General features: G+C 71.3%; 21 protein-coding genes and 2 pseudogenes. 12 read left to right on the top strand and 11 right to left on the bottom strand.

Annotation, left to right across the window (positions count from 1 at the left end):
* From ABZS54_RS03090 to purU, 4 genes are all read left to right on the top strand, one after another.
* A partial coding sequence (locus ABZS54_RS03090; RefSeq protein WP_355530320.1) for a uroporphyrinogen-III synthase occupies positions 1–827 on the top strand: 827 nt, incomplete at its 5' end.
* A gap of 157 nt (positions 828–984) precedes the next feature.
* Positions 985–1800, top strand: coding sequence for a hypothetical protein (locus ABZS54_RS03085; RefSeq protein ID WP_355530317.1), 816 nt, complete (start codon positions 985–987; stop codon positions 1798–1800).
* A 226-nt stretch (positions 1801–2026) separates the two neighbouring features.
* Positions 2027–2464, top strand: a complete 438-nt coding sequence (locus tag ABZS54_RS03080) for a hypothetical protein (RefSeq protein WP_355530354.1) — start codon at positions 2027–2029, stop codon at positions 2462–2464.
* A gap of 137 nt (positions 2465–2601) precedes the next feature.
* Positions 2602–3498, top strand: a complete 897-nt coding sequence (gene purU, locus ABZS54_RS03075; RefSeq protein WP_355530351.1) for a formyltetrahydrofolate deformylase — start codon at positions 2602–2604, stop codon at positions 3496–3498.
* Between the two features lie 78 nt (positions 3499–3576).
* Here the strand turns inward: purU and ABZS54_RS03070 are convergent, their stop codons facing one another.
* A complete protein-coding gene (locus ABZS54_RS03070) occupies positions 3577–3795 on the bottom strand; it encodes a hypothetical protein (RefSeq protein ID WP_355530315.1) in 219 nt (72 codons plus the stop codon).
* A gap of 425 nt (positions 3796–4220) precedes the next feature.
* Between ABZS54_RS03070 and ABZS54_RS03065 the strand changes: the two genes are divergently transcribed.
* Entirely contained in the window at positions 4221–5414 is a 1194-nt protein-coding gene (locus tag ABZS54_RS03065) for an RtcB family protein (RefSeq protein ID WP_355530312.1), read from the top strand.
* A gap of 187 nt (positions 5415–5601) precedes the next feature.
* Here ABZS54_RS03065 and ABZS54_RS03060 read toward each other — a convergent pair whose 3' ends face one another.
* The 3 genes from ABZS54_RS03060 to ABZS54_RS03050 form a co-directional block, all read right to left on the bottom strand.
* A complete protein-coding gene (locus ABZS54_RS03060) occupies positions 5602–6147 on the bottom strand; it encodes an anthrone oxygenase family protein (RefSeq protein WP_355530309.1) in 546 nt (181 codons plus the stop codon).
* Between the two features lie 72 nt (positions 6148–6219).
* Complete coding sequence (locus ABZS54_RS03055) at positions 6220–6699, bottom strand: anthrone oxygenase family protein (RefSeq protein ID WP_355530306.1); 480 nt, start codon at positions 6697–6699, stop codon at positions 6220–6222.
* Positions 6700–6701: 2 nt separating this feature from the next.
* Positions 6702–7556, bottom strand: coding sequence for an NAD(P)H-binding protein (locus tag ABZS54_RS03050; protein ID WP_355530303.1), 855 nt, complete (start codon positions 7554–7556; stop codon positions 6702–6704).
* 80 nt (positions 7557–7636) lie between these two features.
* Between ABZS54_RS03050 and ABZS54_RS03045 the strand changes: the two genes are divergently transcribed.
* Positions 7637–8626 (top strand): AraC family transcriptional regulator, encoded by a 990-nt coding sequence (locus ABZS54_RS03045; RefSeq protein WP_355530300.1) that lies wholly within the window; start codon positions 7637–7639, stop codon positions 8624–8626.
* A 54-nt stretch (positions 8627–8680) separates the two neighbouring features.
* Here the strand turns inward: ABZS54_RS03045 and ABZS54_RS03040 are convergent.
* A pseudogene (locus ABZS54_RS03040) lies at positions 8681–9007 on the bottom strand (sensor histidine kinase); the annotation flags it as partial.
* Between the two features lies 1 nt (position 9008).
* Here ABZS54_RS03040 and ABZS54_RS03035 point away from each other — a divergent pair.
* Together ABZS54_RS03035 and ABZS54_RS03030 are read left to right on the top strand one after the other, a co-directional pair.
* Positions 9009–9587, top strand: a pseudogene (locus ABZS54_RS03035) (GDP-mannose 4,6-dehydratase); the annotation flags it as partial.
* Positions 9588–9753: 166 nt separating this feature from the next.
* Positions 9754–10302 carry a GNAT family N-acetyltransferase gene (locus ABZS54_RS03030; protein WP_355530297.1) on the top strand — a complete coding sequence of 183 codons (549 nt, stop codon included), beginning with the start codon at positions 9754–9756 and terminating at the stop codon, positions 10300–10302.
* On the opposite strand, the gene ABZS54_RS03025 is transcribed toward ABZS54_RS03030, so the two are convergent.
* Positions 10299–11138 (bottom strand): carboxymuconolactone decarboxylase family protein, encoded by an 840-nt coding sequence (locus ABZS54_RS03025; RefSeq protein ID WP_355530294.1) that lies wholly within the window; start codon positions 11136–11138, stop codon positions 10299–10301. The two genes, ABZS54_RS03030 and ABZS54_RS03025, sit on opposite strands and share 4 nt — an antisense overlap.
* A gap of 275 nt (positions 11139–11413) precedes the next feature.
* Between ABZS54_RS03025 and ABZS54_RS03020 the strand changes: the two genes are divergently transcribed.
* Entirely contained in the window at positions 11414–12526 is a 1113-nt protein-coding gene (locus tag ABZS54_RS03020) for a hypothetical protein (protein WP_355530291.1), read from the top strand.
* Positions 12527–12615: 89 nt separating this feature from the next.
* Here ABZS54_RS03020 and ABZS54_RS03015 read toward each other — a convergent pair whose 3' ends face one another.
* From ABZS54_RS03015 to ABZS54_RS02995, 5 genes are all read right to left on the bottom strand, one after another.
* The gene (locus ABZS54_RS03015) at positions 12616–13527 is read right to left on the bottom strand and encodes a DUF2797 domain-containing protein (protein WP_355530288.1); all 912 of its coding nucleotides are present in this window, start codon (positions 13525–13527) and stop codon (positions 12616–12618) included.
* A 74-nt stretch (positions 13528–13601) separates the two neighbouring features.
* Positions 13602–15182 (bottom strand): acyl-CoA synthetase, encoded by a 1581-nt coding sequence (locus ABZS54_RS03010; protein ID WP_355530285.1) that lies wholly within the window; start codon positions 15180–15182, stop codon positions 13602–13604.
* Between the two features lie 2 nt (positions 15183–15184).
* Positions 15185–16036 (bottom strand): SDR family oxidoreductase, encoded by an 852-nt coding sequence (locus ABZS54_RS03005; RefSeq protein WP_355530283.1) that lies wholly within the window; start codon positions 16034–16036, stop codon positions 15185–15187.
* Positions 16033–16737: a nitroreductase family protein gene (locus ABZS54_RS03000; RefSeq protein WP_355530280.1), complete on the bottom strand. Its 705-nt coding sequence runs from the start codon at positions 16735–16737 to the stop codon at positions 16033–16035. Before ABZS54_RS03000 ends, ABZS54_RS03005 begins: the two co-directional genes overlap by 4 nt.
* Before the next feature lie 48 nt (positions 16738–16785).
* Complete coding sequence (locus tag ABZS54_RS02995; RefSeq protein WP_355530277.1) at positions 16786–17961, bottom strand: CaiB/BaiF CoA-transferase family protein; 1176 nt, start codon at positions 17959–17961, stop codon at positions 16786–16788.
* A gap of 228 nt (positions 17962–18189) precedes the next feature.
* On the opposite strand from ABZS54_RS02995, the gene ABZS54_RS02990 reads away from it, so the two are divergent.
* The 3 genes from ABZS54_RS02990 (at position 18190) to ABZS54_RS02980 (ending at position 21844) form a co-directional block, all read left to right on the top strand.
* Positions 18190–18816, top strand: coding sequence for a TetR/AcrR family transcriptional regulator (locus ABZS54_RS02990; protein ID WP_355530274.1), 627 nt, complete (start codon positions 18190–18192; stop codon positions 18814–18816).
* A 17-nt stretch (positions 18817–18833) separates the two neighbouring features.
* Entirely contained in the window at positions 18834–20006 is a 1173-nt protein-coding gene (locus ABZS54_RS02985) for a cytochrome P450 (protein ID WP_355530271.1), read from the top strand.
* A 140-nt stretch (positions 20007–20146) separates the two neighbouring features.
* A complete protein-coding gene (locus ABZS54_RS02980; protein WP_355530268.1) occupies positions 20147–21844 on the top strand; it encodes a protein kinase in 1698 nt (565 codons plus the stop codon).
* The last annotated feature ends 54 nt before the right edge of the window (positions 21845–21898 follow it).

The raw sequence follows: 21898 nt of genomic DNA, 5'->3' as shown, positions 1-21898 counted from the left end.
GCCAGGCCCAGGGCGCAGGGGCAGGCGATGATCAGGACATGCGCGCGTGCGGCCTGCGCGAGGTGTATTCACCCGGTTCGGACGCCGGCGGCGAGGTGCTGGCCTGGCTGCTCGCGCGCGATCTGCGCGGGCGGCGGATCGCGGTCCAGGAACACGGCGCACCGCTGGAGGGCTTCGCCGACGCGCTGCGCGAGCGCGGCGCGGACGTGCTGGAGATCCCGGTCTACCGCTGGGGTCCGCCGGACGATCCGGGCGCGGTCCGCCGCCTGGTCGAGCAGACCGTGCGCCGCGAGTTGCACGCACTGACCTTCACCAGCGCGCCCGCGATCGGCGCGTTCCTGGAGACCGCCGAAGAACACGGCCGCAGGGCCGACGTGTTGGCCGCGCTGCGGGCCGACGTGCTGCCGGTGTGCATCGGGCCGGTGTGCGCCCGGCCGCTGGCCGAGCAGGGCGTCGAGTCGGTGTGGCCCGAGCGCGGTCGGCTCGGCTCGCTGGTGCGCACGATCGCCGAGGCACTGCCCGCCCGGGCCCGCCGCGAGTTGCACACCGGTACCGAGCGACTGGTCCTGCAGGGCAACGCGCTGCTGGTCGACGGCCGGACCATCTGGCTGCCGCCGGTACCGGGCGCGGTGCTGCGTGCGCTCGCCGAGAAGCCGGGCTGGGTGCTCAGCCGGGCCGAACTGCTGCGCCGGGTGTGGGCCGACACCCGCACCGACGAACACGCCGTGGAGGCGGCGGTGGCCCGGCTGCGCACGGCGCTGGGGCCGTACGCGGGCCTGGTGCGCACGGTCACCAAACGCGGCTACCGCCTGGCCGTGGACCCCTGAGCGGATGGCCGTGGCGCCGCGAGCAAAGCGGTATATTTCCAGCGCCCGCCACCCCCGCCTGGTAGGAGCCGAGAGCCAACCCGCACCATGGCTGGGTGACAGGGGGTGAACACGAACTTTGATACGCATACGGAAGCGCGCACGACTGTCGGCGGTCGTGCTGTTCGCCACGACCATGGCCGGGGCCGCCGCATGCTCCGGATCCTCGGACACCGGCCAAATCGCCGACAAGGTGGCCAGCGCCGGGCCGAGTTCGGCGCGGCTGTCCTCGACGGATGCCAAGCCGGTCACGGGGGACCGCCCGGGCGGCAGCGTGCCGCCGGTGGTCCCGCCCGCCGCCGCCGGTGACACCGCCGAATCGGGCGCCTACGGGAGCGAACTGCTGACCCACCTGCGGACCACCCCGCACGGGGGCCATGTGACCCGGGTCCGGGTGGCCAGTTCGTACAAGGTCTACAAGGTCACGCTCGAAACCGACCTGGTGCGTGGCGACGGCTCGAACGTGCCGGCCGAGGAGATCGTCCGGGACCGTGCGGGCAAGCTGCTCACCGAGACCGCGCAGTGGGCCGAGGACCACCCGGCGCTGTGGGTCGGCGGGATCGAGATCCTCGACTCGGACCGCGACGCGATCGACTTCCGGCTCGGCGCGGAGCGGGACGACCGCAAGCCGGCCGCGGACGACTATGGCGCCGCGATGCTGGCCGCGTTGCACACCACCCCGGAGGGGACCCGCCTGCAGCAGGTGCGGCTCACCCTGGACCACAAGGGCAAGTACGAGGTCGCGATCGACACCGACCTGTCCTCGCACCTGCCGGGGGACTACACGACGGAGGCCGCGCAGGCGTTCAACACCGCGGCCCGGATCGTGCTCGTGGCGCAGAACTGGATCCGCGACCACCCGGGCTTCGCGGTGGCCGCGCTGCGCGTGTACGACGTCGAACGCGGACTGATCACGATCAACGTTGTCGACTGAGCCGACTGAGCCGACTGAGCCGACCAACCGACCTGGCCGACCGGGCCGATCGATCGATGCCGGCCGTGCGGACCGCCCGGTTGCCGGGAACGGTCCGGTCTGCGACATGATCGGTGGAAATTCGAGGTGATCGAAAGCATCCCGCCCGGAACCGATCGGGAACGGAACGGGATCGGATCGGCGAAACCGAAGCGGGGACAGGGGAGGAGGCACCACGATGACACGTATGCGCCAGAGCACCGTTCCGTGGTGGCGTTGGCGGGCACAGGTCCGCTCCGCGCTGCACATGTTCGGCGACCCGACGTTCCAGCGCGAGTCCTGGCTGGCCGGCCGCCCGGAGTACGGCTCGATCACCGACGCCGTCTATCGCCTCGTCGGCGACTCGTGGCTGGACCGCTGGTCCGCGAGCACCTATGTCGGCTGCCTGATCGTCGACGCGGACGAGGCCGCGCTGGTGGACGCCGCGGTGCTGGAGATCCTCGCCGTCCTGCACGACGTCGGCGAGGACGCGCCCGCGCCCGCCTACCTCACACACCCGCGCTGGCCGCAGGTCGTCGCCGGCGCGCGGGCCGCGCACGTCGCCCTCGCCAAGGCGGACGAGGACGACCCGGACGCGCCGCCCGACTCGCTCCACGTGCTGCGCATCCGCACCGGCGGGCGCTGAGCCCGCGCGGGACGTGGGATCCTGTACGACCGGCGGGTCGGCTCGCTCGATAGGCAGGCCGACGGCCCCGCAGACAGCCGGTGGACCGACATCCGAGGGCCGTAGGAATGCCGCAGATGGAGAAGAAGGGCGCGTCCATGACCGAGCAGACCCAGCCTGTCGACGGCACCGGTGCCGGGTCGACCGGCAGCCAGTACGTGCTGACGCTGTCCTGCCCGGACAAGCGCGGCATCGTGCACGCGGTCGCCAGCTTCCTGATGATGACCGGTTGCAACATCGTGGACAGCCAGCAGTTCGGCGACCGCGACACCGGCCTGTTCTTCATGCGCGTGCACTTCACGGCCGAGCAGGGCGTCGAGCTCGACGCGCTGCGGGCCGGCTTCACCGCGGTCGGCGCGTCCTTCCACATGGACTGGCAGATCCACGACGGCGACGCGCGGATGCGCGTGTTCGTGATGGTCAGCAAGTTCGGCCACTGCCTGAACGACCTGCTCTTCCGCAGCAGCATCGGGGCGCTGCCGATCGAGATCGTGGGTGTGGTGTCCAACCACCGCGACTTCGAGGAGTTGTCCCGCTCGTACGGCGTGCCGTTCCACCACATCCCGGTCACCCGGGAGACCAAGCCCGAGGCCGAGGCGCGACTGCTCGCGCTGGTGCGCGAGTACGACGTGGAACTGGTGGTGCTCGCCCGGTACATGCAGGTCCTGTCCAACGACCTGTGCAAGCAGCTCGAAGGCCGCGCGATCAACATCCACCACTCGTTCCTGCCGAGCTTCAAGGGCGCCAAGCCCTACCACCAGGCGCACGCGCGCGGGGTCAAGCTGATCGGCGCGACCGCCCACTACGTCACGGGCGACCTGGACGAGGGCCCGATCATCGAGCAGGAGGTCGAGCGGGTGGACCACGCGGTCACCCCCGCGGGCCTGGTCGCGGTCGGTCGTGACGTCGAGTGCCAGGCGCTCTCGCGCGCGGTCAAGTGGCACTCGGAGCGGCGCGTGCTGCTCAACGGGACCCGCACGGTCGTCTTCACCTGAGTGACCTCAGTGACCTGAGTGACCTGAGTGACCTGGGCGACTCAAGCGACCCGAGTGACCGGCCGGCGCCGGCTCGGCTCACCTGACGCTCAGCACGAACGCCGCCACGCCGACCAGGGCGGCGGCGGCGCCGGCGATCCGGCCGGCCCGGGAGGCCCGTGGGAACTCGGTGCGCTCCCGTGGGCCGTCGCCGTCGAAGTCGCGGACCACGGGGCGCACCCGGGGTCGATGCCGATCGCGCCCGAACACGACACAGGCTACGGCGGTGATCCACGCGGCTACCCCGACGACGAACATGCCTCGGGAATGTACGCCCGACCCGGTTGGCTGTCACAGCGGCGCGCGTGGTGTACGCGGGGCGCACGCCCGCCGCGCCCGAGCCGACCGGAAAACCCTTTGTCGAGTGGGCGGTTGCCGTGGCTTGATGGAGGCCGAGCCGGGACGGGTCCTTTCGTGTCTCCTGTCCTCGTAGGGAGAGGAGCGAGCCGGTGCGGTTCCGTGACAACAGCCGATGCCCCGTCGAGGGTGCTTCGGCCCGCCGCGTGTAACCCCTGCTTCGCTCCTGCTCCGCGGGTCCCGCAGTCGCCAAACCCTGCGGTCCCCGCCACCGGCCGTCCCGTGCCGCACCCGGATTCACCACCCGGAGTGCGCCGGGACGGTCACCAAGACTTCGAGCCGACGCGCTCATGTTTCGCCGTACCCACTCAGGAGAGTGACCAGTTATGTCGTACACCGAGGTCCCGGGCGCCCGGGTACCGATTCGCATGTGGACCGACCCCGCCGGGGTCGAGAGCCAGGCCATGCAGCAGCTCCGCAACATCACCACCCTCCCGTGGCTGCACGGCCTGGCCGTGATGCCCGACGTGCACTACGGCCGCGGCGCCACGGTCGGCTCCGTCATCGCCATGCGCGACGCCGTCTGCCCGGCTGCGGTGGGCGTGGACATCGGCTGTGGTGTGTCCGCCATCCGCACCTCGCTCACCACCAAGGACCTTCCGGACGATCTGGCACACCTGCGGTCGCGGATCGAGGCGAATGTGCCGGTGGGGCACATGGGCCACAAGGAGCCGGTGGATGTGCGGAAGCTGCACGCGTTCCCGGTCGCACGCTGGGACGACATGTGGAGCCGGTTCGACGAACTGGCTCCCGAGGTGCACTTCCGGCGGGATCGGGCGGCGAGCCAGCTGGGCACGCTCGGCGGCGGAAACCACTACCTGTCCCTGGACAGCGACAACGAGGGTCGCGTGTGGCTTCAGCTGCACTCGGGTTCGCGCAACATCGGCAAGGAACTCGCCGACCATCACATCGGTGTCGCGCAGTCGTTGGCGCACAACCGGGACCTCGTGGACCGCGACCTGGCGGTGTTCATCGCGCACACGCCGCAGATGGAGGCGTACCGCGCCGACCTGTACTGGGCACAGGAGTACGCGCGACTCAACCGGGATCTGATGCTCGCGTTGTACGGGGAGGTTGTGACCAAGTACTTCACGAAGCGGCAGGTGACGTTCGACAGGGCCATCTCGTGCCACCACAACTACGTCTCGGAGGAGACCTACGACGGCGTGGATCTGTTGGTGACCCGTAAGGGCGCGATCCGGGCCGGCAGTGGCGACCTCGGCATCATCCCGGGTTCGATGGCGGTCGGTTCGTACATCGTGCGCGGCCTCGGCAACATGGACGCGTTCAACTCGGCGTCGCATGGGGCGGGTCGGAAGATGAGCCGGAACGCGGCGAAGAAGCGGTTCACCGTGAAGGACTTGGTCGAGCAGACCGAGGGTGTCGAGTGCCGCAAGGACGCGGGTGTCGTGGACGAGATCCCGGGCGCGTACAAGAACCTGGACCGGGTCATGCGTCAGCAGTCCGATCTGGTCGAGATCGTCACGCACCTGAAGCCGTTGATCACGGTCAAGGGCTGACCGGGCATCACGAGAACAGCGTCAACGGCGGGGGAGTCGGTTCGACCGGCTCCTCCGCTTTGGTGAGCCGCCATCGGCGGATCGCGCAGCTCGCGTCCGCCGAGGACCTCGCGGTCGGTGACCGGAAACGCCGAGACCCGCTCCGGCGAGCAGTCGCTCACCGAGGCGGGTCTTCGTGCTTGTGTGCTCAGGAGGCGCGGGTGGTGCGGGCGAGGACGTGGACGGCCCGGGCGAGGGTGGCCAGGGCGGCGGTGGCGGCGAGGGTGCGGGCGATGTTCCAGGCGATCCAGGTGTTTTCGACGTCTTCGCGGAGCTTGGCGGGGTCGGCGATCTTCGCGGGGTCGCCGGCGTCCTTGAGCTTGTTGTTGAGCGGGATGTTGCCGCCCATGGTGATCAGCATGCCGACGAAGGCGAGGACCACGCCGGCGATGATCCAGCGGTTCGCTTCGGTGAGGCCGAGCTTGCGGGTTCGCACGATCGAGATCACGCCGAGGATCGGGGCGCCGAAGAAGCACGCGAAGAAGACCGGGTTCTCGATCCGCTTGTTGACCTGCTGGAGGACGTCGATGAAGGCGCGGTCGTCGACGTGTCCCAGGCCCGGCATGATCGCGACGGCGAAGGCGAAGTAGACACCGGCGACCAGGCCCGTGGTGAGCAGGGTGGCGCCGAGCAGTACGGCGGCGGTGCGAGTGGGACGTGGTGTGGTGCGCGGAGTTGTGAACTGCTCGGTCATGCCTGGATCCCCGTTTTCGAGTGGCTGAGTGCTGGGTGCTCGGGTGTCGGTGGTGTCGGTGGTGCCGCGGCGTCAGCGGGTCAGGGCTACGACGAGGCAGGCGGCCGCGGCGATGCCGGAGAGTGCGCGTATGTGGTTCGCCCTCGTCCAGTCGGTGAGGTAGCCGGCCCAGAGGTTTTCCTCCGCGGCGGAGTTCGGCTCCACTGCGGCGAGCGCGTTGTTGCGGGGCACGTGGTAGCCGGCGGTGAGCACGATCGTGCCGAGCAGGTAGAGCACGGCGCCGACGAGCAGGTACACCGCGTATGCCTCGCCCCACGAGACGACCGCCGCGATGCCCAGGCCCACGCACAGCAGGGCGGTGCCGAACAGGCCGGCCATGAAGGGGGCGGTCACGGCCGTGACGTTGATCGAACGCATGGCCGCGGCCCCCTGAGCCGCCGGCAGCCGGCCGAGGCCCGCCATGACGAAGGAGGAGAAGCCGAAGAAGACTCCGCCCATGGATGCGCAGCCCAGGGCCGCGACAAGCGTCAGGATGAACAGGGGGCCGCTCATGGTCACACCTTCCAGACGCCGCGGGCGGCGGCGTCGCGTGCGTAGTCGGAGAAGTCACGGGGTGCCCGGCCGAGTGCGCGCCGCACGCCGTCGCAGACGTGTGCGTTGCGCCCGTCGAGGACCTCGCCGAACAGGAAGGACAGCAGGTCGATGACCTCGGCGGGCACCCCGTGCTCGGCCAGGACCGCCGAGTATGCCTCCAACGGGACCTGCACGAACGTGATTTCCCGGCCCGACGCACGGGCGATCTCGGCGACCGCGTCGGCGAAGGTCAGCAGCCGCGGGCCGGTCACCTCGTAGACCTGGCCGGTGTGTCCGTCCTCGGTGAGCGCGGCGACCGCGACGTCGGCGATGTCGTCCACGTCGATGAAGGGTTCACCCACGTCGCCGACCGGAAGCGCGACCTCGCCGTCCATGATCGGGCCGAGGAACTCGCCTTCGTCGAAGTTCTGCGCGAAGAAGGAGGCCCGCACGATCGTCCACTGGGCGCCGGACGCGCGCACCCGGGCCTCGGCGTCCTGGGCCTCGGGCTCGCCGCGGCCGGACAGCAGGACCAGGTGCCGGACGCCGCTCTCGACGGCGAGGTCGGCGAACGCGCCGACCGTGTCCGCACCGCCGGGCGCGGCGATGTCGGGCTGGAAGGAGATGTACACGCGGTCGATGTCGCGTAGCGCCGGGGCCCACGTCGTGCGGTCCTCCCAGTCGAACGGGACGGGCGCCGATCGGGAGCCGATCCGGACCGGACGACCCAGCGCGGTGAGCTTCTCGGCTATCCGGCGGCCGGTCTTCCCGGTCCCGCCCAGGACCAGCGTGGTGGTGTCGGTGGTGTTCGCGGTGCGCTGCTCGCTCGTTGTCATGGCTCTATTCAATGCCCTCGTAGTGAGACTGAACATCGCTGAAACACCCAATTGCATGTTTGATCGTCTAGGATTTGCGCATGGACGCTCTCGCGAGTCTGCTCAACGGACCTCGGGCGCAAGGCGCCTTCCTGCTCCGTTCGATGCTGAGCCCGCCGTGGTCGATGCGCATTCACGACGAGGCGCCGCTGACCATCGTGTCGATGGTGCGCGGCCATGCGTGGATCGCGTTGGATCGGGGTGAGGCGGTACGACTGACCGCCGGAGACGTGGCGATCGTGCGCGGCCCCGACCACTACCGGATCTCCGACGAGCCGGGCTCGCAGCCGCAGATCATCATCCATCCGGGCCAGCGCTGTTCGACCCCGGACGGGCGGGACCTGGCCAAGGAGATGGCCCTGGGCGTGCGTTCCTGGGGCAACAGCGCGGACGCCGAGACGATCATGTTGACCGGGACGTACCAGATGGCCGGCGAGGTCAGCCGCTCGCTGCTGGAGGCGCTGCCCGCGCTCGCGGTGATCCGGCACAGCGAGGGGGACTTCGCGGTGATCCCGCTGCTGGCCGACGAGATCGTCAAGGACGGGCCCGGGCAGGACGCGGTCCTGGACCGGCTGTTGGACCTGCTGCTGATCGCCATGCTGCGCACGTGGTTCGCCCGGTCGGGGTCGGACGCGCCGGGCTGGTACCGCGGTTACCGCGATCCGGTGGTCGGGCACGTGCTGGGTCTGATCTACAACAACCCCGAACAGCCGTGGACGGTCGCGTCGCTGGCCGCCGAGGCGGGGGTCTCCCGGGCCTCGCTGGCCCGCCGGTTCGCCGAGCTGATCGGCGAACCACCGATGACCTTCCTCACCGGCTGGCGCCTCGCCCTGGCTGCGGACCTGCTGTGCGAACCGGACGCCACGGTCGGCGGGGTCGCGGAGAAGGTGGGCTACGGCGACGCGTTCGCGCTCAGCACGGCCTTCAAGCGGGTCCGGGGGATGAGTCCGCGCGAACACCGCACCCGGGCGCTGCGGCGCGAGGGGGTGGGTGTCGACGGCTCCCGACACCTGCTCGCGGACCGCAACTGAGCGCCGGGGTCCGCCCGGTCGGTGGCGGCCGGTCGGTGGCGCCCCGACCGGCACCTATTCGGCGTTCGGCGACCCCGCGCCCGGCGGTGTGCCGGCGAACCGCAGCCGAAACAGTGCGCCCCCGCCGGACGCCGGCTCGGCGGTGAGCGTGGCGCCGTGCGCCCTGGCGATCTGCCGGGCCATCGCCAGCCCGAGCCCGGAGCCGGGCAGCGAACGCGCCGCGGAGGCCCGGTAGAAGCGGTCGAAGACGTACGGCAGGTCCTCGGCCGCGATGCCGGGGCCGTGGTCGCGCACGGTGAGTTCGAGGTCGGCGCCGAGCCGCACCTCGACCGGGCCGCCGGGCGGGCTGAACTTGGCCGCGTTGTCGAGCAGGTTCGACACCCCGATCACCGAGAGCCACCCGCTCCAGCCGCAATCGCCGTACTCCGCCTCGAAGATCGGCGCGGACATGATGGCGCTGTCCTACCGGCACACGTTCGAGCTGCCGGTGTCGGTGGTGCGGCCGTTCAATACCTACGGCCCGCGCCAGTCGGCCCGCGCGGTGATCCCGACCATCCTGGCCCAGTTGCACGCGGGCAGTCGCGAGGTGCGGCTCGGCTCGCTCACGCCGACCCGGGACTTCACCTACGCGACCGACACCGCCGAGGGTTCCTCGGCGGTCGCGCTCGCCGACGCCACGCTGGGCGAGGTGATCAACCTGGGTACCGGCACCGAGGTCTCGATTGGTGAACTGGCCCGGGCGCTGATCGTGGCCTCCGGCCGGGACGCGGAGATCGTGGTCGACCGCACCCGGCTGCGCCCGGCCGGCAGCGAGGTCGAACGCCTGCTGTCCGACACCACCAAGGCCCGCGAACTCGCCGGCTGGAAGCCCCGGATCGACCTGACCGAGGGCCTGCGCCGCACCTCCGCCTGGATCGAGGCCAACCCCCAGGCCTTCGCCCCGAACCGCTACCAGGTCTGAACCCGGACACCGGGAAGGTACGTCGGTGCCGGGTCGACCGGTACGGGCGGTCGGCCGCCGGGCGGGTAGTGGCGCCCAGGCGTTCAGTAGGCTCGACAGAGATGGCATTCACGAATCGAACCGAACCAAAGCCGATCCGATCCGATCCACATCGAACGGCACGCGCGTGGCATCTCGCATCACGGTCGTCGAGACCGCACGACTGGTTCTGACCCGGCCCCACCCCGAGGACGCGGCGGCGGTGTTCGCCGTGCACGGGGATCCGGAGACCAATCGCTACAACCCGCACGGGCCGATGCGGTCGGCCGAGGAGGGGGTCGCGTTCCTGGACTCGATGATCGAGGACTGGGAACGGGACGGGATCGGCTATTGCGCGGTCGCGCCGCGCGAGGACCCGGCCGGGGTGTTCGGCTTCGCCGGGACCCAGTTGACCCGGCGGCTGCGGCCGGACGGCATACCGGTGTTCAACCTCTACTACCGTTTCGCGCCGGTCGCCTGGGGTCGGGGTCTGGCTCGCGAGGCGGTCGACGTCATCCTCGACCTGGCCCGCCGGACACTCCCGTCGATGCCGATCGTCGCGGTGATCGACGCGGCCAACGTGCCGTCCCTGACCCTGGCCCGCCGGGTCGGCTTCCGGGCGAGCGACGCGTTCGTGGACCGGGAGGGCCGCGACGTGTACATGCTGCCGCAGGACGACGCGGCGGAACCTTCCTAGCCCTGTACGCCGGCCTGGGCCCGCTCGGCGAACACCGCGCGGGCGACGTTGATGCCGTTCAGCGCGGCGGGGAAGCCCGCATAGCCGACCATCTGGGTGATCGTTTCGACCACTTCCTCCTCGGTGCCGCCGACGTTGAGCAGGCCGTGGATGTGCACCGCGAGCTGCGGCGCGGCCGTGCCGAGCGCGGTGCACATAGCGATCGTGGCGAGTTCGCGGGTCTCCAGATCCAGGCCGGTGCGCGAGTACACGTCGCCGAAAGCGAATTCCAGCAGGTAGCGGCCCAGGTCCGGGGCGATGTCCCGAAGCGACGCGATGACCTGTTCGCCGGCGTGACCGTCGATCTCGGTGAGCGCGGCCAGGCCCCGACGGTAACGGTCGGCGGTGGTCTCGGTGGATGCGGGCGCCTCGATCGGGGCGGCGTCGGCCGCCGCCGGGTGGGCCTCGAAGACCTCGCGGGCCGCGGTCAGCCCGTTGAGCGCGGCCGGGAAACCGGCGTAGACGCAGACGTGGATCAGGGTCTCCACGATCTCGCGCCGCGTGCAGCCGACGTTGAGCGCGCCGGTCAGGTGGAAGCGCAGCTGCGGCGCCGCGTGGCCGATCGCGGCCAGGGCCGCGACGTTGGCCAACTGCCGCTGCCGGAGCGTGAGTCCGGGGCGTGAATAGATGTCGCCGTAGCCGAACTCGACGGTGTATCGGGCCAGATCGGGGGCGATGTCGGCAAGGCTTTCGAGCACGGCGGGCCGGTCGGTGCCGGCGACCTGCCGCAGTACGGCGAGGCCGCGCTCGTAGCGGTTGTCCGGGGCGGTGGTGACGGTGTCTGATGCGCTGTTCATGATCGGGAGCCTACGAGTTGGAGTGAACTCGAAGTCAAGGACACGACCTCGACGCCGACCCCGTGTTCGTCGATCGAGGCGTCCGAGGCCGGAAACGGCCCGTGCCGTCGGGTCGATGATTTCGCGGGCAAACGTAGGGTGCGCCACCCTCGACCCGGCCTGTCGGTTGGCGTCGATATCTTGATCGCGTGTCGGAGAACAAGGGGGGCCGGGACGCAGGCGATGACCGCGACCGGATGGATGGACAATCGGGTGGTTCGTCGGGTGGGGCCGATGTGAACGACCCGTTCGCCGGGTACGTGTTCGACGAGGATTTCGTCAAGGGCGCGACCCGGACGGAAGGATCGGCACGAGCAAGGATGTTGGCCCGCCAGTGGGCGAACGAGCCGCCGCAGGACCGTCCTTGGCGGTCCGATGCGCCCAAGGCGCGCGGCCGGCGACCTCGGCTCAAGACGGTCTTGGTCACCGTCGCGGTGCTCGCCCTGGTGGCCTTCGCCGCAGCCCCGGACCGGGTGTTCGGCTGGTTCGAGACATCGAACACGGCCACCGCGGACGACCCGATGGTGCAGCCGCCGGTGACCGGGGTGGCCACCTCCGTGCCTTCGGTCGCGGCGCGACAGCAGGGTGTGGACCCGGACATGCCGACCCGGAAGAACCCGTTCGCCGGGTCGCCGGCGCTCAACTACGCGGACAACGAGGCGGGCCTGTCCATGCCCGAGGCCAGGGCCGTGCCCGGGTACTCCGTCGCCGAGGTCACCGAGGCACTGGAACTGACCCGCCGGCTGCTGATCGCGGGCAACCTGGACCGCGACGTGCTCGCGGGTGCCCGCCCGGCCGGCTACCTCGCCCTGCTGGATCCGGCCGACGGGCTCGTCGCGCGGATCGAGAACGCGATGACCGCGACCCGGTGGGATGCGGATGGGGACAACCCGAAGGCGTGGCTGACCAGGTTCGACCCCAAGGACGTCGAGCTGGTGGGCTCGGTGGTCAAGATCAACGGGATTACGAGCTACGACACCGACCGCGAGGGCATGCTGACCGTGCACGCGGACTACTCGTTCGTCTACCCGGTGGCCAAGGCCGGCAGCGGGCCCGGTGCGAGCGTCACCCGCTCCGTGGTTCGCCGGGTGCTGGAGACCAAGGTGTACCGGGGGCCTCGCTACCGGTCGACCACGCACGGTCGGATAGCCGTGGCGAACGTCGACAACGACATCGCGAACAGTTCGTGTACCCGCTTGGACGGCTTCGTGCGCCCGGAGTTCCCGGAGGACCACATACCCACCGGGACGCCGACCGGCGCCCCGGCGACGGTGGATCCGTACGACCGCAGCAAGCCGATCGACGCGGGCGCCGGGCCGGGATCCTGCCCAACCGCATCCCGGATCTGAGGTGGCGAGCAGCCCCGGCGAACGAGCGCAAGGCGCGTCTCGTGTCCTGAATCCCACCCCGCTCCTCCGGACAGTCCCTGGAGCAGCCCCTAGAACAGCCCCTCCTGCACCGACCCGTCCGGCGCCCGACCCGTCTCCAGGGGCTTGACGGCGATGCCCCGGGGGCGACCCCGGGCCGGTGTCAACTGCCAGCCGGTGAGCAGCCGCAGATCCACGAACAGCGGCCCGGTGTCCGTGGTGATCAGTGCGTCGTGCCCCGCGACGCACGTGAACTCGCCGTGCAGCAGCGCGTCCTGGGCCAGTCCGGCGACCTGATCCCGGGTCGGCGGCGGCGGGTCGGTCAGGCCGTAGAACCGGGTCAGGTCCTGGATGTCGCACGGCGCCGAGGTCAGCGTGTCCGGCAGGAGCGGGATCAACCGCGCATGCGCGTCGGCGAGTTCGGCCGGCGGGCCGGGCGTGCGGGTGCGCCACCAGGCGGCCGCCTTGGCCTTGTGCGGTATCCGCTCCCGGACCGTGCCGGTGGCCGAGCACGCGCGCTCGGTGCTGCGGATGGGTACCAGCGGGCCGTGCGCGAGCCACGTGAACATCGGCGCACCCTGGTCGGCGAGTCGGGCCGCGCGGCGCTCGGTGGCGGTGAGGCCGACCTTGACCAGCCCGGGCCCGAACCACGCGAGGTAGAGCGAGAACGGCCGCGGGTCGTCCATCGCCTGATCCCGCGCGAGCTTTCGGCCCGGGTCGGCCGACGCACAGGCGTCACACTGCGACCGCGGAGCCGTCGCCGGCAGCGGCGCGAGCATGGGGCACGGAACGCGCCGCCCGCTCTTGCGCCGTATGCCCACACACGTACGCGGACCGGCCAACCGCCACCCGGTGGTGGTACCGGGAGCGAGCACCTGAAGCGACTCCACATCCGCCGCGTCGATCAACACCAGATACGGCCGACCATCATGCCAACGAATCCCGGTGGCAAGCAGCCCGGTCCGCTGACGAGGCACGATCATGCGCCTACGATAGGCGAAGCCCCCACCCCCGTGCCCCGCCCACCCCCCAACGCGCCGGCACTCCCACCCAACCCCTACTCCCCGAGCGCCCCCACCGCCGTTTCCTTCGCCCACCGGTAGTCCGGCTTTCCGGCCGGAGTGCGCGGCACCTCGGGGACCGTGACCAGATCCCGCGGGATCTTGTAGCCGGCCAGCTGCCCCCGGGCGTGCTCGGCCAGGTCCTTCGTGGTCAGGGTGTGGCCCGGGCGCAGCGACGCGACCGCGGCCACCCGCTCGCCGAAGCGAGGGTCCGGGATGCCGACCACGACCGCGTCGTACACCGCCGGGTGCGCCTTGAGTACGCCCTCGACCTCTTCCGGGAAGACCTTCTCGCCGCCGGTGTTGATGCACACCGAGCCGCGGCCGAGCAGGGTCACGTCACCGTCGTCCTCGACCCGGGCGAAGTCGCCGGGGATGACCCAGCGCACGCCGTCCGGGTCGATGTGGAAGGTGTCCGCGGTCTTGACCGGGTCCTTGTAGTAGCCGATCGGGATGTATCCGGTCCGGGCCATCCGGCCGCTCTCGCCCACGCCCACCGGACGCAGGTCCTCGCCGAGCACCGCCGTCTTGGGCTTGAGCGGGAAGCGGCCGCCGGGGGTCTGCGAGCTGCCCGCCCCGAACTCCGAGGCGCCGAAGCTGTCGGCGATGTACAGACCGGGGATCAGCCGGGTGAGCTGGGCCTTGACCGCCGGGGAGAGCAGCGCGCCGCCGGAGCCGATCACCTTGAGCGTCGGCACGCGGTGCTCGCCGTTCTCCAACTCGTCCGCGATCGGGCGGGCCATCGCGTCGCCGACCAGCATCATCGTCACGCAGCCCTCACGTTCGACCATGCGCAGGATCTCGGCCGGGTCGTAGCGCAGGCCGGTCCACATCACTGCGGTGCCCGCGCTGAACAGGGTGATCCAGGTGACCCACTGGCCGTTGCCGTGCATCAGCGGCGTGGTCAGCATCTGGACCAGCGGGGCGCCCTCGGCCTTGGCGGCGAGCAGTTCGGGATCCGCGATCGGTTCGCCGCCGAAGTTCCCGCCGCCCATCGCCGAGCAGAAGATGTCGTGCGAGCGCCACTCGACGCCCTTGGGAAAGCCGGTGGTCCCGCCGGTGTAGACCATGTACCGGTCCTCGGGAGAGCGCTGCTCGAAGTCGCGAGCACCGCTCTCGGCCGCGAGGGCCTCCTCGTAGTCGACGCTCCCGTCGAGCTTCTCGTCGAACTCGTCCGCGAGGACGAACACGTGCGCGAGCGTCGGCGCGTCGTCGCGCACCGCCGCGACCTTGGGCAGGTAACCGCGCTCGACGACCAGCCCGGCCAGGTCCGCGTTGTCGACGATGTAGCGCAGCTCGTCCTCGACGTAGCGGTAGTTGATGTTGATCGGCACCATGCGCGCCTTGAACGCGCCGATCATCGCCTCCAGCCACTCGGCCCGGTTGCGCGAATAGATGCCGATGTGCGCGCCGGTCGCCAGCCCCGCCGAGATGAAGGCGTGCGCGGCCCGGTTGGCCCGCTCGTCCAGCTCGCGGTAGGTCAGCCGAACCTCGCCCGCGACCAGCGCGAGCCGATCCGGACAGGCGTCCACCACGACCTCGAACAGGTCCGCCAGGTTGAATACCCGCTGGGTCATGGTCAGTTCCCTTCCGCGACGATGCCGCGCAGGCCGTCGGCGCCGAAGACCGGCTCCAGGAAGGCCCGAAAGTCGGGACCCCGGCGCAGGTGGTGACCGCCGTCCACGTTGATGTTCTGGCCGGTGATCCAGGTTGATTCGGGGCCGACCAGGAAGGCCGCGAGCGAGGCGATGTCGTCGGCCTGTCCGACCCGCCCCAGCGGCGTGCAGGCCAGGTAGTCGTCCAGGACCGGGCCGCCCTGGGTGACCGCGTCGACCATTTCGGTGGCCACCAGGCCGGGCAGGATGCTGTTCACCCGGACGCCGCTCGCGCCGAGTTCGTCGGCGGCGAGCCGGACCAGGTGGTCGATGCCGGCCTTGCTCACGCCGTACGCGCCGAACCAGCGATGCGTCCTGGCCGAGGCGATCGAGGAGATCGCCACGAACGAGCCGCCGCCGGCCGCCGCCATCAGCCGGGCCGTGTGCTTGAGCACGAGCATCGTGCCGGTCAGGTTCAGCTCGACCGTCTCGCGCCACTTGGCCGTGTCGAGCGAAGTCAGCGGACCCATCGTGGAGTTGCCGCCCGCTGAGGCGACCACCGCGCGCAGCGGCCCAAGTTCGGCCGCGCCGGCCACCGCCGCCCGGACCTGGTCCTCGTCGGTCACGTCGGTCACCGCGTATGCGATGTGCACGCCGGTCGCCGCGACCTTCTCCAACTCGGCCACCGCGCCGCGCAATCGGTCCGCACTGCGGCCCGCGATCAGCACGTGTGCGCCGTCGGCGGCGAACCGCCGTGCGCAGCCCAGCCCGATCCCGCTGCCTCCTCCGGTCACCAGCGCCACCGTGTCTCGCAGCGGCAGGTCGGCACGTGTCACCGGGCATCTCCCTCGAACGTGGTGGGCACGTACGCCGCACCGTCGGCAGGCCACAACGGCGCCGGCACCTCGAACCCGAGCGGTTCGCCCCAGGTGTTGCGATACGCCACCTCGTGCACCGGCGTCCTGGGCGCCACACCCCACGTGCCGGTCGGATAGCCGAACGACACGCAGCACGCCATGTGCCAGCCCTGGTCGGGCGGCACCCCGAGCACCTCCAGGACCGCGTCCCGATGCGAGATGCCCAGCACCGCGGTCAGCGCGGTACCCACCCCCTCGGCGCGAGCGGCCAGCATCGCGCTCCACACCGCCGGGAAGATCGAGCCGCCGGTGGGATCGTGCCGGGTGAAGCCGAACATGAACAGCGGGACCTGTTCGAAGTTGTCCGCGAGCCACTGGGACGAGCGCCGCACCCGGACGAAGGACCGGCTGTCCGCGCTGTCCGGATCCGCCTCGGCGGCGGCCACGCGCGGCGCGTATATGGTCTTCCACAAGCTGTCCATCGCGTCCCGGTACAGCGGGCCGAGCCGGCCCTTGACGCCCGGGGCGTCCACCAGCAGGAAGCGCCAGCCCTGGCTGTTGCCGCCGCTGGGCGCGCGTACCGCCGCGTCCAGGATGCGGGCCTGCACGTCGGGCGGGATCGGATCCGGCCCGACCCGGCGCATCGCGCGCGTGGTGTACAGCGCCTCGTGAAGTTCCATGCGATCCCCTGCCTGATACCTGTTGCCCGTACTGGTGGTGATGCGGAGTCAGACGATCGCGCCCGCGTCCCGCAGGCGCTCGATCTCGGCCGCGGCCAGGCCCCATCCGGCCAGCGCGACATCGGTGTCGCCGCCCTGTGCGGCCGGTCCCGGGTGCACCGGCCGGGCCGGCACGGCGGCGGGCGTACGGGAGAAGCGCGGTGCGGGGGCCGGTTCGGGCAGGCCGTCGGCATGCAGGAAGGTGCCGCGCTCGACGTGGTGCGGGTGCGCGGGCGCCTCGCCGGGGGAGAGCACCGGCGCGAAGCAGGTCTCGGTGCCCTCCAGGAGCGCACACCACGCGTCCCGGGTGCGGCCCGCGAACACCTCGGCGAGCCGGGCCTTCATCGCGGGCCAGTGCGCCGGGTCGTGCTGCCTGGCGAAGTCGGCGAACACCGGGTCCCGGTCCAGACCGAGTCGGTGGATCAGCTCGGCCCAGAACCTCGGCTCGATCGAGCCGACCGCGACGTACTTGGCGTCCTCGGTCTCGTACACGTCGTAGAACGGCGCGCCGCCGTCGAGCATGTTGGTCCCACGAGGTCCGAGCATCCCGGCGGCGCCCATGGTGAACCAGGTCGCACCCAGCGTCGCGGCGCCGTCGATCATCGCCGCGTCCACCACCTGGCCCCGTCCCGAGCGGCCCGCCTCCAGCAGCGCCGCGACCAGGCCGAAAGCGAGCAGCAGGCCGCCGCCACCGAAGTCGCCGATCAGGTTGAGCGGAATGCTCGGCGGTTGGCCGGCCCGGCCGATCGGCTCCAGCATCCCGGCCAGCGCGATGTAGTCGATGTCGTGCCCGGCCGCCGACGCGAGCGGCCCGGTCTGGCCCCAGCCGGTGAGCCGGCCGTACACCAGCCGCGGGTTGCGCTCGGCGACCACGTCGGGACCCAGGCCCAGGCGCTCCATCACGCCGGGTCGAAACGGCTCGATCAGCGCGTCGGCGTCGGCGAGCAGGCGCAGCGCGAGCTCGACCCCGTCCGGGTGCTTGAGGTCGACCGCGATCGAGTGTTTGCCCCGGTTCATCGGATTGCGCGGCGGCTTCGCGAAGCCCTTGCGGGCCTCGTCCGCGCGGTCCACGCGCAGCACCTCGGCACCGAGGTCGGCAAGCAGCATCCCGCAGAACGGGCCCGGCCCGAGGCCGACGAACTCCACCACGCGAATGCCCGCGAGGGGTCCTTTTCTGGCGGTCACGGCGTCTCCGGCGATCGATCGGGCCCCGAAATTACTGGAACACGTTCTCACTAAATCTGACGAGACGTCAGACTAGACTTCCGTCTCATCCGTAGGCAAGATCACCGCGGAACGAGTCGGCGCACACCGCCCGGGACCCCGGCGTCCCGAGCACCCGACCCCGCACCGGCCTCGCATCAAGCCCGCGGTACCCAGCCCGAAGCGCGATCCCAGAGGACAGGCTCTCCCGTGGCCGAACCCCGCACCAGTTCGACGATCACCCTCACCAGATCGCTCACCCGCGACCAACAGGCCCGGCGCGAGCGGCTGGTGCGCGCCGCGTGCGACCTCGCCCTGGAGGGCGGCTACGCGGCCGTGACGATGCACGACGTCGCGGACCGCGCGGGGGTGGCCCGAGCCACCGTGTACCGCTACTTCACCTCGAAGAACCACCTGCTGAGCGAGGTGTCCGCGCTGTGGATCGGCGAACTCGCCGACGAGCTCGCGGCCCGACCGCTGCCCGCGGACCCGGCCGGCCGGCTGGCCGCGCTGCTGTGCCGGATCGTCGAGGTCAGCGCGGACAACCGGCTGCTGACCGAGGCCGTGGTGCAGGCCGCGACCGCGCCGGACCCGTCCGCCGGCCAGTCGCAGGAGACCTTCCACCAGAGCATCCATCGGATCACCGGCCTGGCCTTCGGCGAAGCGGCCGATCGCGAGGACGGCGCCGATACGGAGCGGCGGCGCGACATCGAAACGGTGCTCGGCCACGTCCTGCTCTCCGGCCTGGTCAGCCTCACCGCACGCGGCCGCGCGCTCGACGAGGTGCAGGACCTGATGCGTACCGCCGTCCGACTCTTCGTCCCGCTCGATACGTGATCACCCGGAGGCTTGCCATGACGGCTCCCACGACCCGCGACATCCACCTGCTCGACCGGGACTGGTACGCCGGTGACCCCTTCACCGACTACGCCTGGCTGCGCGAGCACGCGCCCGTCTACTACAGCGAGCGCGCCGGCGTCTGGGGTCTGAGCCGGCACGCCGACCTGGCCTGGGCCGAGCGCAACCCCGAACTGTTCTCCTCGGCCAAGGGCTCGCGCCCGATCGGCTACCCGCAACCCTCGATGATCGACTCCGACGACCCGACCCACTACCGACGCCGCAAGCTGGTCTCCAAGGGCTTCACCCCCCGGCAGATCGCCGCGATGGAGGAGCACGTCCGGGACATCGTGACCTCGCTGATCGACGCGATGATCGCCGGTGGTCGCAGTGCCGACCTGGTCCGGCAGTTCTCCGCGCCGCTGCCGATGACGCTGATCGGCGAGATGCTCGGGGTCGGCGCCGAGCACCGCGACCAGCTCCAGCACTGGGCCGACGTGATGGTGATGCTCTCCGACGGCGGCGAGCTCAGCCACAAGGCGGGCGAGGCGTTCACCGAGTACGTCGCCTACACCACGCAGGTGATCGAGGACCGCCGCAAGACCCCCTCCGACGACCTGATCGGAATCCTGGTCGGGGCCGAGATCGACGGCGAGAAGTTGTCCTTCGACGAGCTGATCGGCGAATCCCTGCTGCTGCTCGTGGGCGGCAACGAGACCACGCGCAACGTGATCTCCGGCGGGATCGCCGCGCTTTTGGCCAACCCCGAGCAATCGGCCCGGCTGCGCGAGGACCCGACGCTGATCCCGTCGGCCGTCGAGGAATCGCTGCGCTGGGTGTCGCCGGTGGTCAACATGGCCCGGCACACGACACGTGACGTGGAGCTGCACGGCACGGTGATCCCGGCCGACTCGACCGTGATGATGCTGTACGGGGCCGCCAATCGCGACGCCGAGGTGTTCGCCGAGCCGGAGCGCTTCGACGCCTTCCGAACCCCCAACCCGCACATCGCGTTCGGCACCGGGCCGCACTTTTGCCTCGGCTCCTCACTGGCCCGACTGGAGATCCGGGTCGCCTTCGAGGAACTGCTGCGCCGGTTGCCCGACCTGCGCCTGGCCCCCGAGGCCGACCTCGCGCACGGCCCGTCGTCCTTCATCCGCGGCCTGATCGCACTGCCCGTCGAGTTCTGAGCCGACCACCCGCCGGCCGGCCCGGACCCGGCCCGAGGGAAGCACCTCGGATCCGGTCCGGACCGGCCGTCCGGGACCCCCCAAATGCGGACAGCCGCGTATTCTCTGGCCAACTGCCGGACGCGATGAGGGGATGTCCTGTGAAACCGCTGGAGCCCGAGGATCCGCGGCAGATCGGCGACTACCGGGTGCTCCGCGTGCTGGGGGCGGGCGGCATGGGTCGGGTCTACCTCGGGCGCAACCGAGGTGGTCGGATCGTCGCGATCAAGGTGGTCCGCGCCGAGTGGGCCGACGACTCCGCCTTTCGCGAGCGGTTCCGCCGCGAGGTGGACGCCGCGCGGCGGGTCGGCGGTGCCTGGACCGCGCCGGTGCTGGACGCCGACACCGAGGCGCGCACCCCGTGGGTGGTCACCGGCTACGTCGCCGGACACAGCGTGTACGAGGCGGTGTCCGGGCGCGGGCCGCTGCCCGAGGAGACGGTGCGCACGCTCGGCGCGGGCCTGGCCGAGGCGCTGATCGCGGTGCACGAGGCCGGGCTGGTGCACCGGGACGTCAAGCCGTCGAACGTGCTGCTGTCCCTGGACGGGCCGCGGGTGATCGACTTCGGCATCTCGCGCGCGATGGACGCCTCGGTGCTCACCCGCACCGGGCACGCCGTCGGCTCGCCCGGCTTCATGTCGCCCGAGCAGGTCGACGGGCGTGACATCGGGCCGCCCAGCGACGTGTTCTCGCTCGGTGCGGTGCTGGTGTTCGCCGCGACCGGGACGGGACCGTTCGGCGAGGGCAGCGGACAGGCGTTGATGTACCGGATCGTCGCGCAGGAGCCGCGCCTGGACGAGCTGCCGGCCGCCCTGCGCGAGATCGTCGGCGCGTGCATGGCCAAGCACGCGGCTTCCCGGCCCACCCCCGCCGAGTTGCTCGCCGCGCTGGCGCCGGACGGTACGACCGACCTGGTGGCGGGCAACTGGCTGCCGCCGGACATGACCACCGCGCTGTCGCGGCGCGCGGTCGAACTGCTCGAACTCGACGACGACGGCGCGCCGGACGCGGGCTCGTTCGTGTCCGCAGGCACCGGCGCGCCCACGTGGGACGACCGCCCGCCCGCGCCCGCTGCGCCGGCTCGTCCATCGCAGGTCCCGCCGGGCCCCGTCACCGGGCCGCCCTGGATCTCCGCGTCCGCCGCCGCACCGCCCGCGGGGGAGGGGCCCGAGACGTATGCGCCGCCGCCGACGCCTGCACACCGCCCGTGGTGGCGGCGCCGGTGGGCGTACCCGCTCGCCGTCGCGCTGATCGCGGGCGCCGTCGTGCTCGCGCTGCTGCGGCCGTGGGCCGGCGACAAGCACGACCCGGACAGCGTCGGTGCCGGCGAGGGCCGCGAGGCACCTTCGACCGACGCGAGCCCGCAAGCCTCCGGGCGGCCGAGCAGCGGGCCGAGCACCGGTACGGGCACCGTCCGGCCGCCGACCGGCTCGGGCACCCTGCCGCAGGCCTACCTGGGAAGCTGGTCCGGGACCATGCGCTCCGATACGGGCAGCATTTCCCAGGTCACCATGACGCTGACGGGTGGGAAGGTGGGCGACAAGAAGGTCGGCACCAACCTGCTCACCTCCACCGGGCAACTCGGCGAAAAGGCCGACTGCGAGGCCGATCTGGAACTGCTCTCGGTCTCGGCCGACACCGGCGTCCGGATGACCAGCCACCTGACCCGCAACTTGGGCTGCGTGGACGGCGACGTCGAACTCAAGTCGTTGACCTCGACCACCATGTCCTATGTCTCGCCGGGCGACGGCTTCCTGACCTCGACGTCGCGAGGCACGCTCACCCGCAAGACGTCATGAGCGCCCGACCGGCCGGGAACCATCGCGCGCGGCCCATACGTCAAACTGAACACC

Origin of the sequence: Embleya sp. NPDC005575 (genome assembly GCF_040605455.1) — a bacterium.
Lineage (GTDB): Bacteria > Actinomycetota > Actinomycetes > Streptomycetales > Streptomycetaceae > Embleya.
The sequence above is the reverse complement of the archived record's forward strand: the minus strand, read 5'-3'. Positions and strand labels throughout refer to the sequence as shown.

Excerpts from the sequence above, each read along its gene's own strand:
- ABZS54_RS03080 (WP_355530354.1), top strand. The coding sequence starts at position 2,027 with ATGCGCCAGAGCACCGTTCCGTGGTGGCGTTGGCGGGCACAGGTCCGC.
- purU (WP_355530351.1), top strand. The coding sequence starts at position 2,602 with ATGACCGAGCAGACCCAGCCTGTCGACGGCACCGGTGCCGGGTCGACC.
- ABZS54_RS03070 (WP_355530315.1), bottom strand. The coding sequence starts at position 3,795 with ATGTTCGTCGTCGGGGTAGCCGCGTGGATCACCGCCGTAGCCTGTGTC.
- ABZS54_RS03065 (WP_355530312.1), top strand. The coding sequence starts at position 4,221 with ATGTCGTACACCGAGGTCCCGGGCGCCCGGGTACCGATTCGCATGTGG.
- ABZS54_RS03060 (WP_355530309.1), bottom strand. The coding sequence starts at position 6,147 with ATGACCGAGCAGTTCACAACTCCGCGCACCACACCACGTCCCACTCGC.
- ABZS54_RS03055 (WP_355530306.1), bottom strand. The coding sequence starts at position 6,699 with ATGAGCGGCCCCCTGTTCATCCTGACGCTTGTCGCGGCCCTGGGCTGC.
- ABZS54_RS03050 (WP_355530303.1), bottom strand. The coding sequence starts at position 7,556 with ATGACAACGAGCGAGCAGCGCACCGCGAACACCACCGACACCACCACG.
- ABZS54_RS03045 (WP_355530300.1), top strand. The coding sequence starts at position 7,637 with ATGGACGCTCTCGCGAGTCTGCTCAACGGACCTCGGGCGCAAGGCGCC.
- ABZS54_RS03025 (WP_355530294.1), bottom strand. The coding sequence starts at position 11,138 with ATGAACAGCGCATCAGACACCGTCACCACCGCCCCGGACAACCGCTAC.
- ABZS54_RS03015 (WP_355530288.1), bottom strand. The coding sequence starts at position 13,527 with ATGATCGTGCCTCGTCAGCGGACCGGGCTGCTTGCCACCGGGATTCGT.
- ABZS54_RS03010 (WP_355530285.1), bottom strand. The coding sequence starts at position 15,182 with ATGACCCAGCGGGTATTCAACCTGGCGGACCTGTTCGAGGTCGTGGTG.
- ABZS54_RS03000 (WP_355530280.1), bottom strand. The coding sequence starts at position 16,737 with ATGGAACTTCACGAGGCGCTGTACACCACGCGCGCGATGCGCCGGGTC.
- ABZS54_RS02985 (WP_355530271.1), top strand. The coding sequence starts at position 18,834 with ATGACGGCTCCCACGACCCGCGACATCCACCTGCTCGACCGGGACTGG.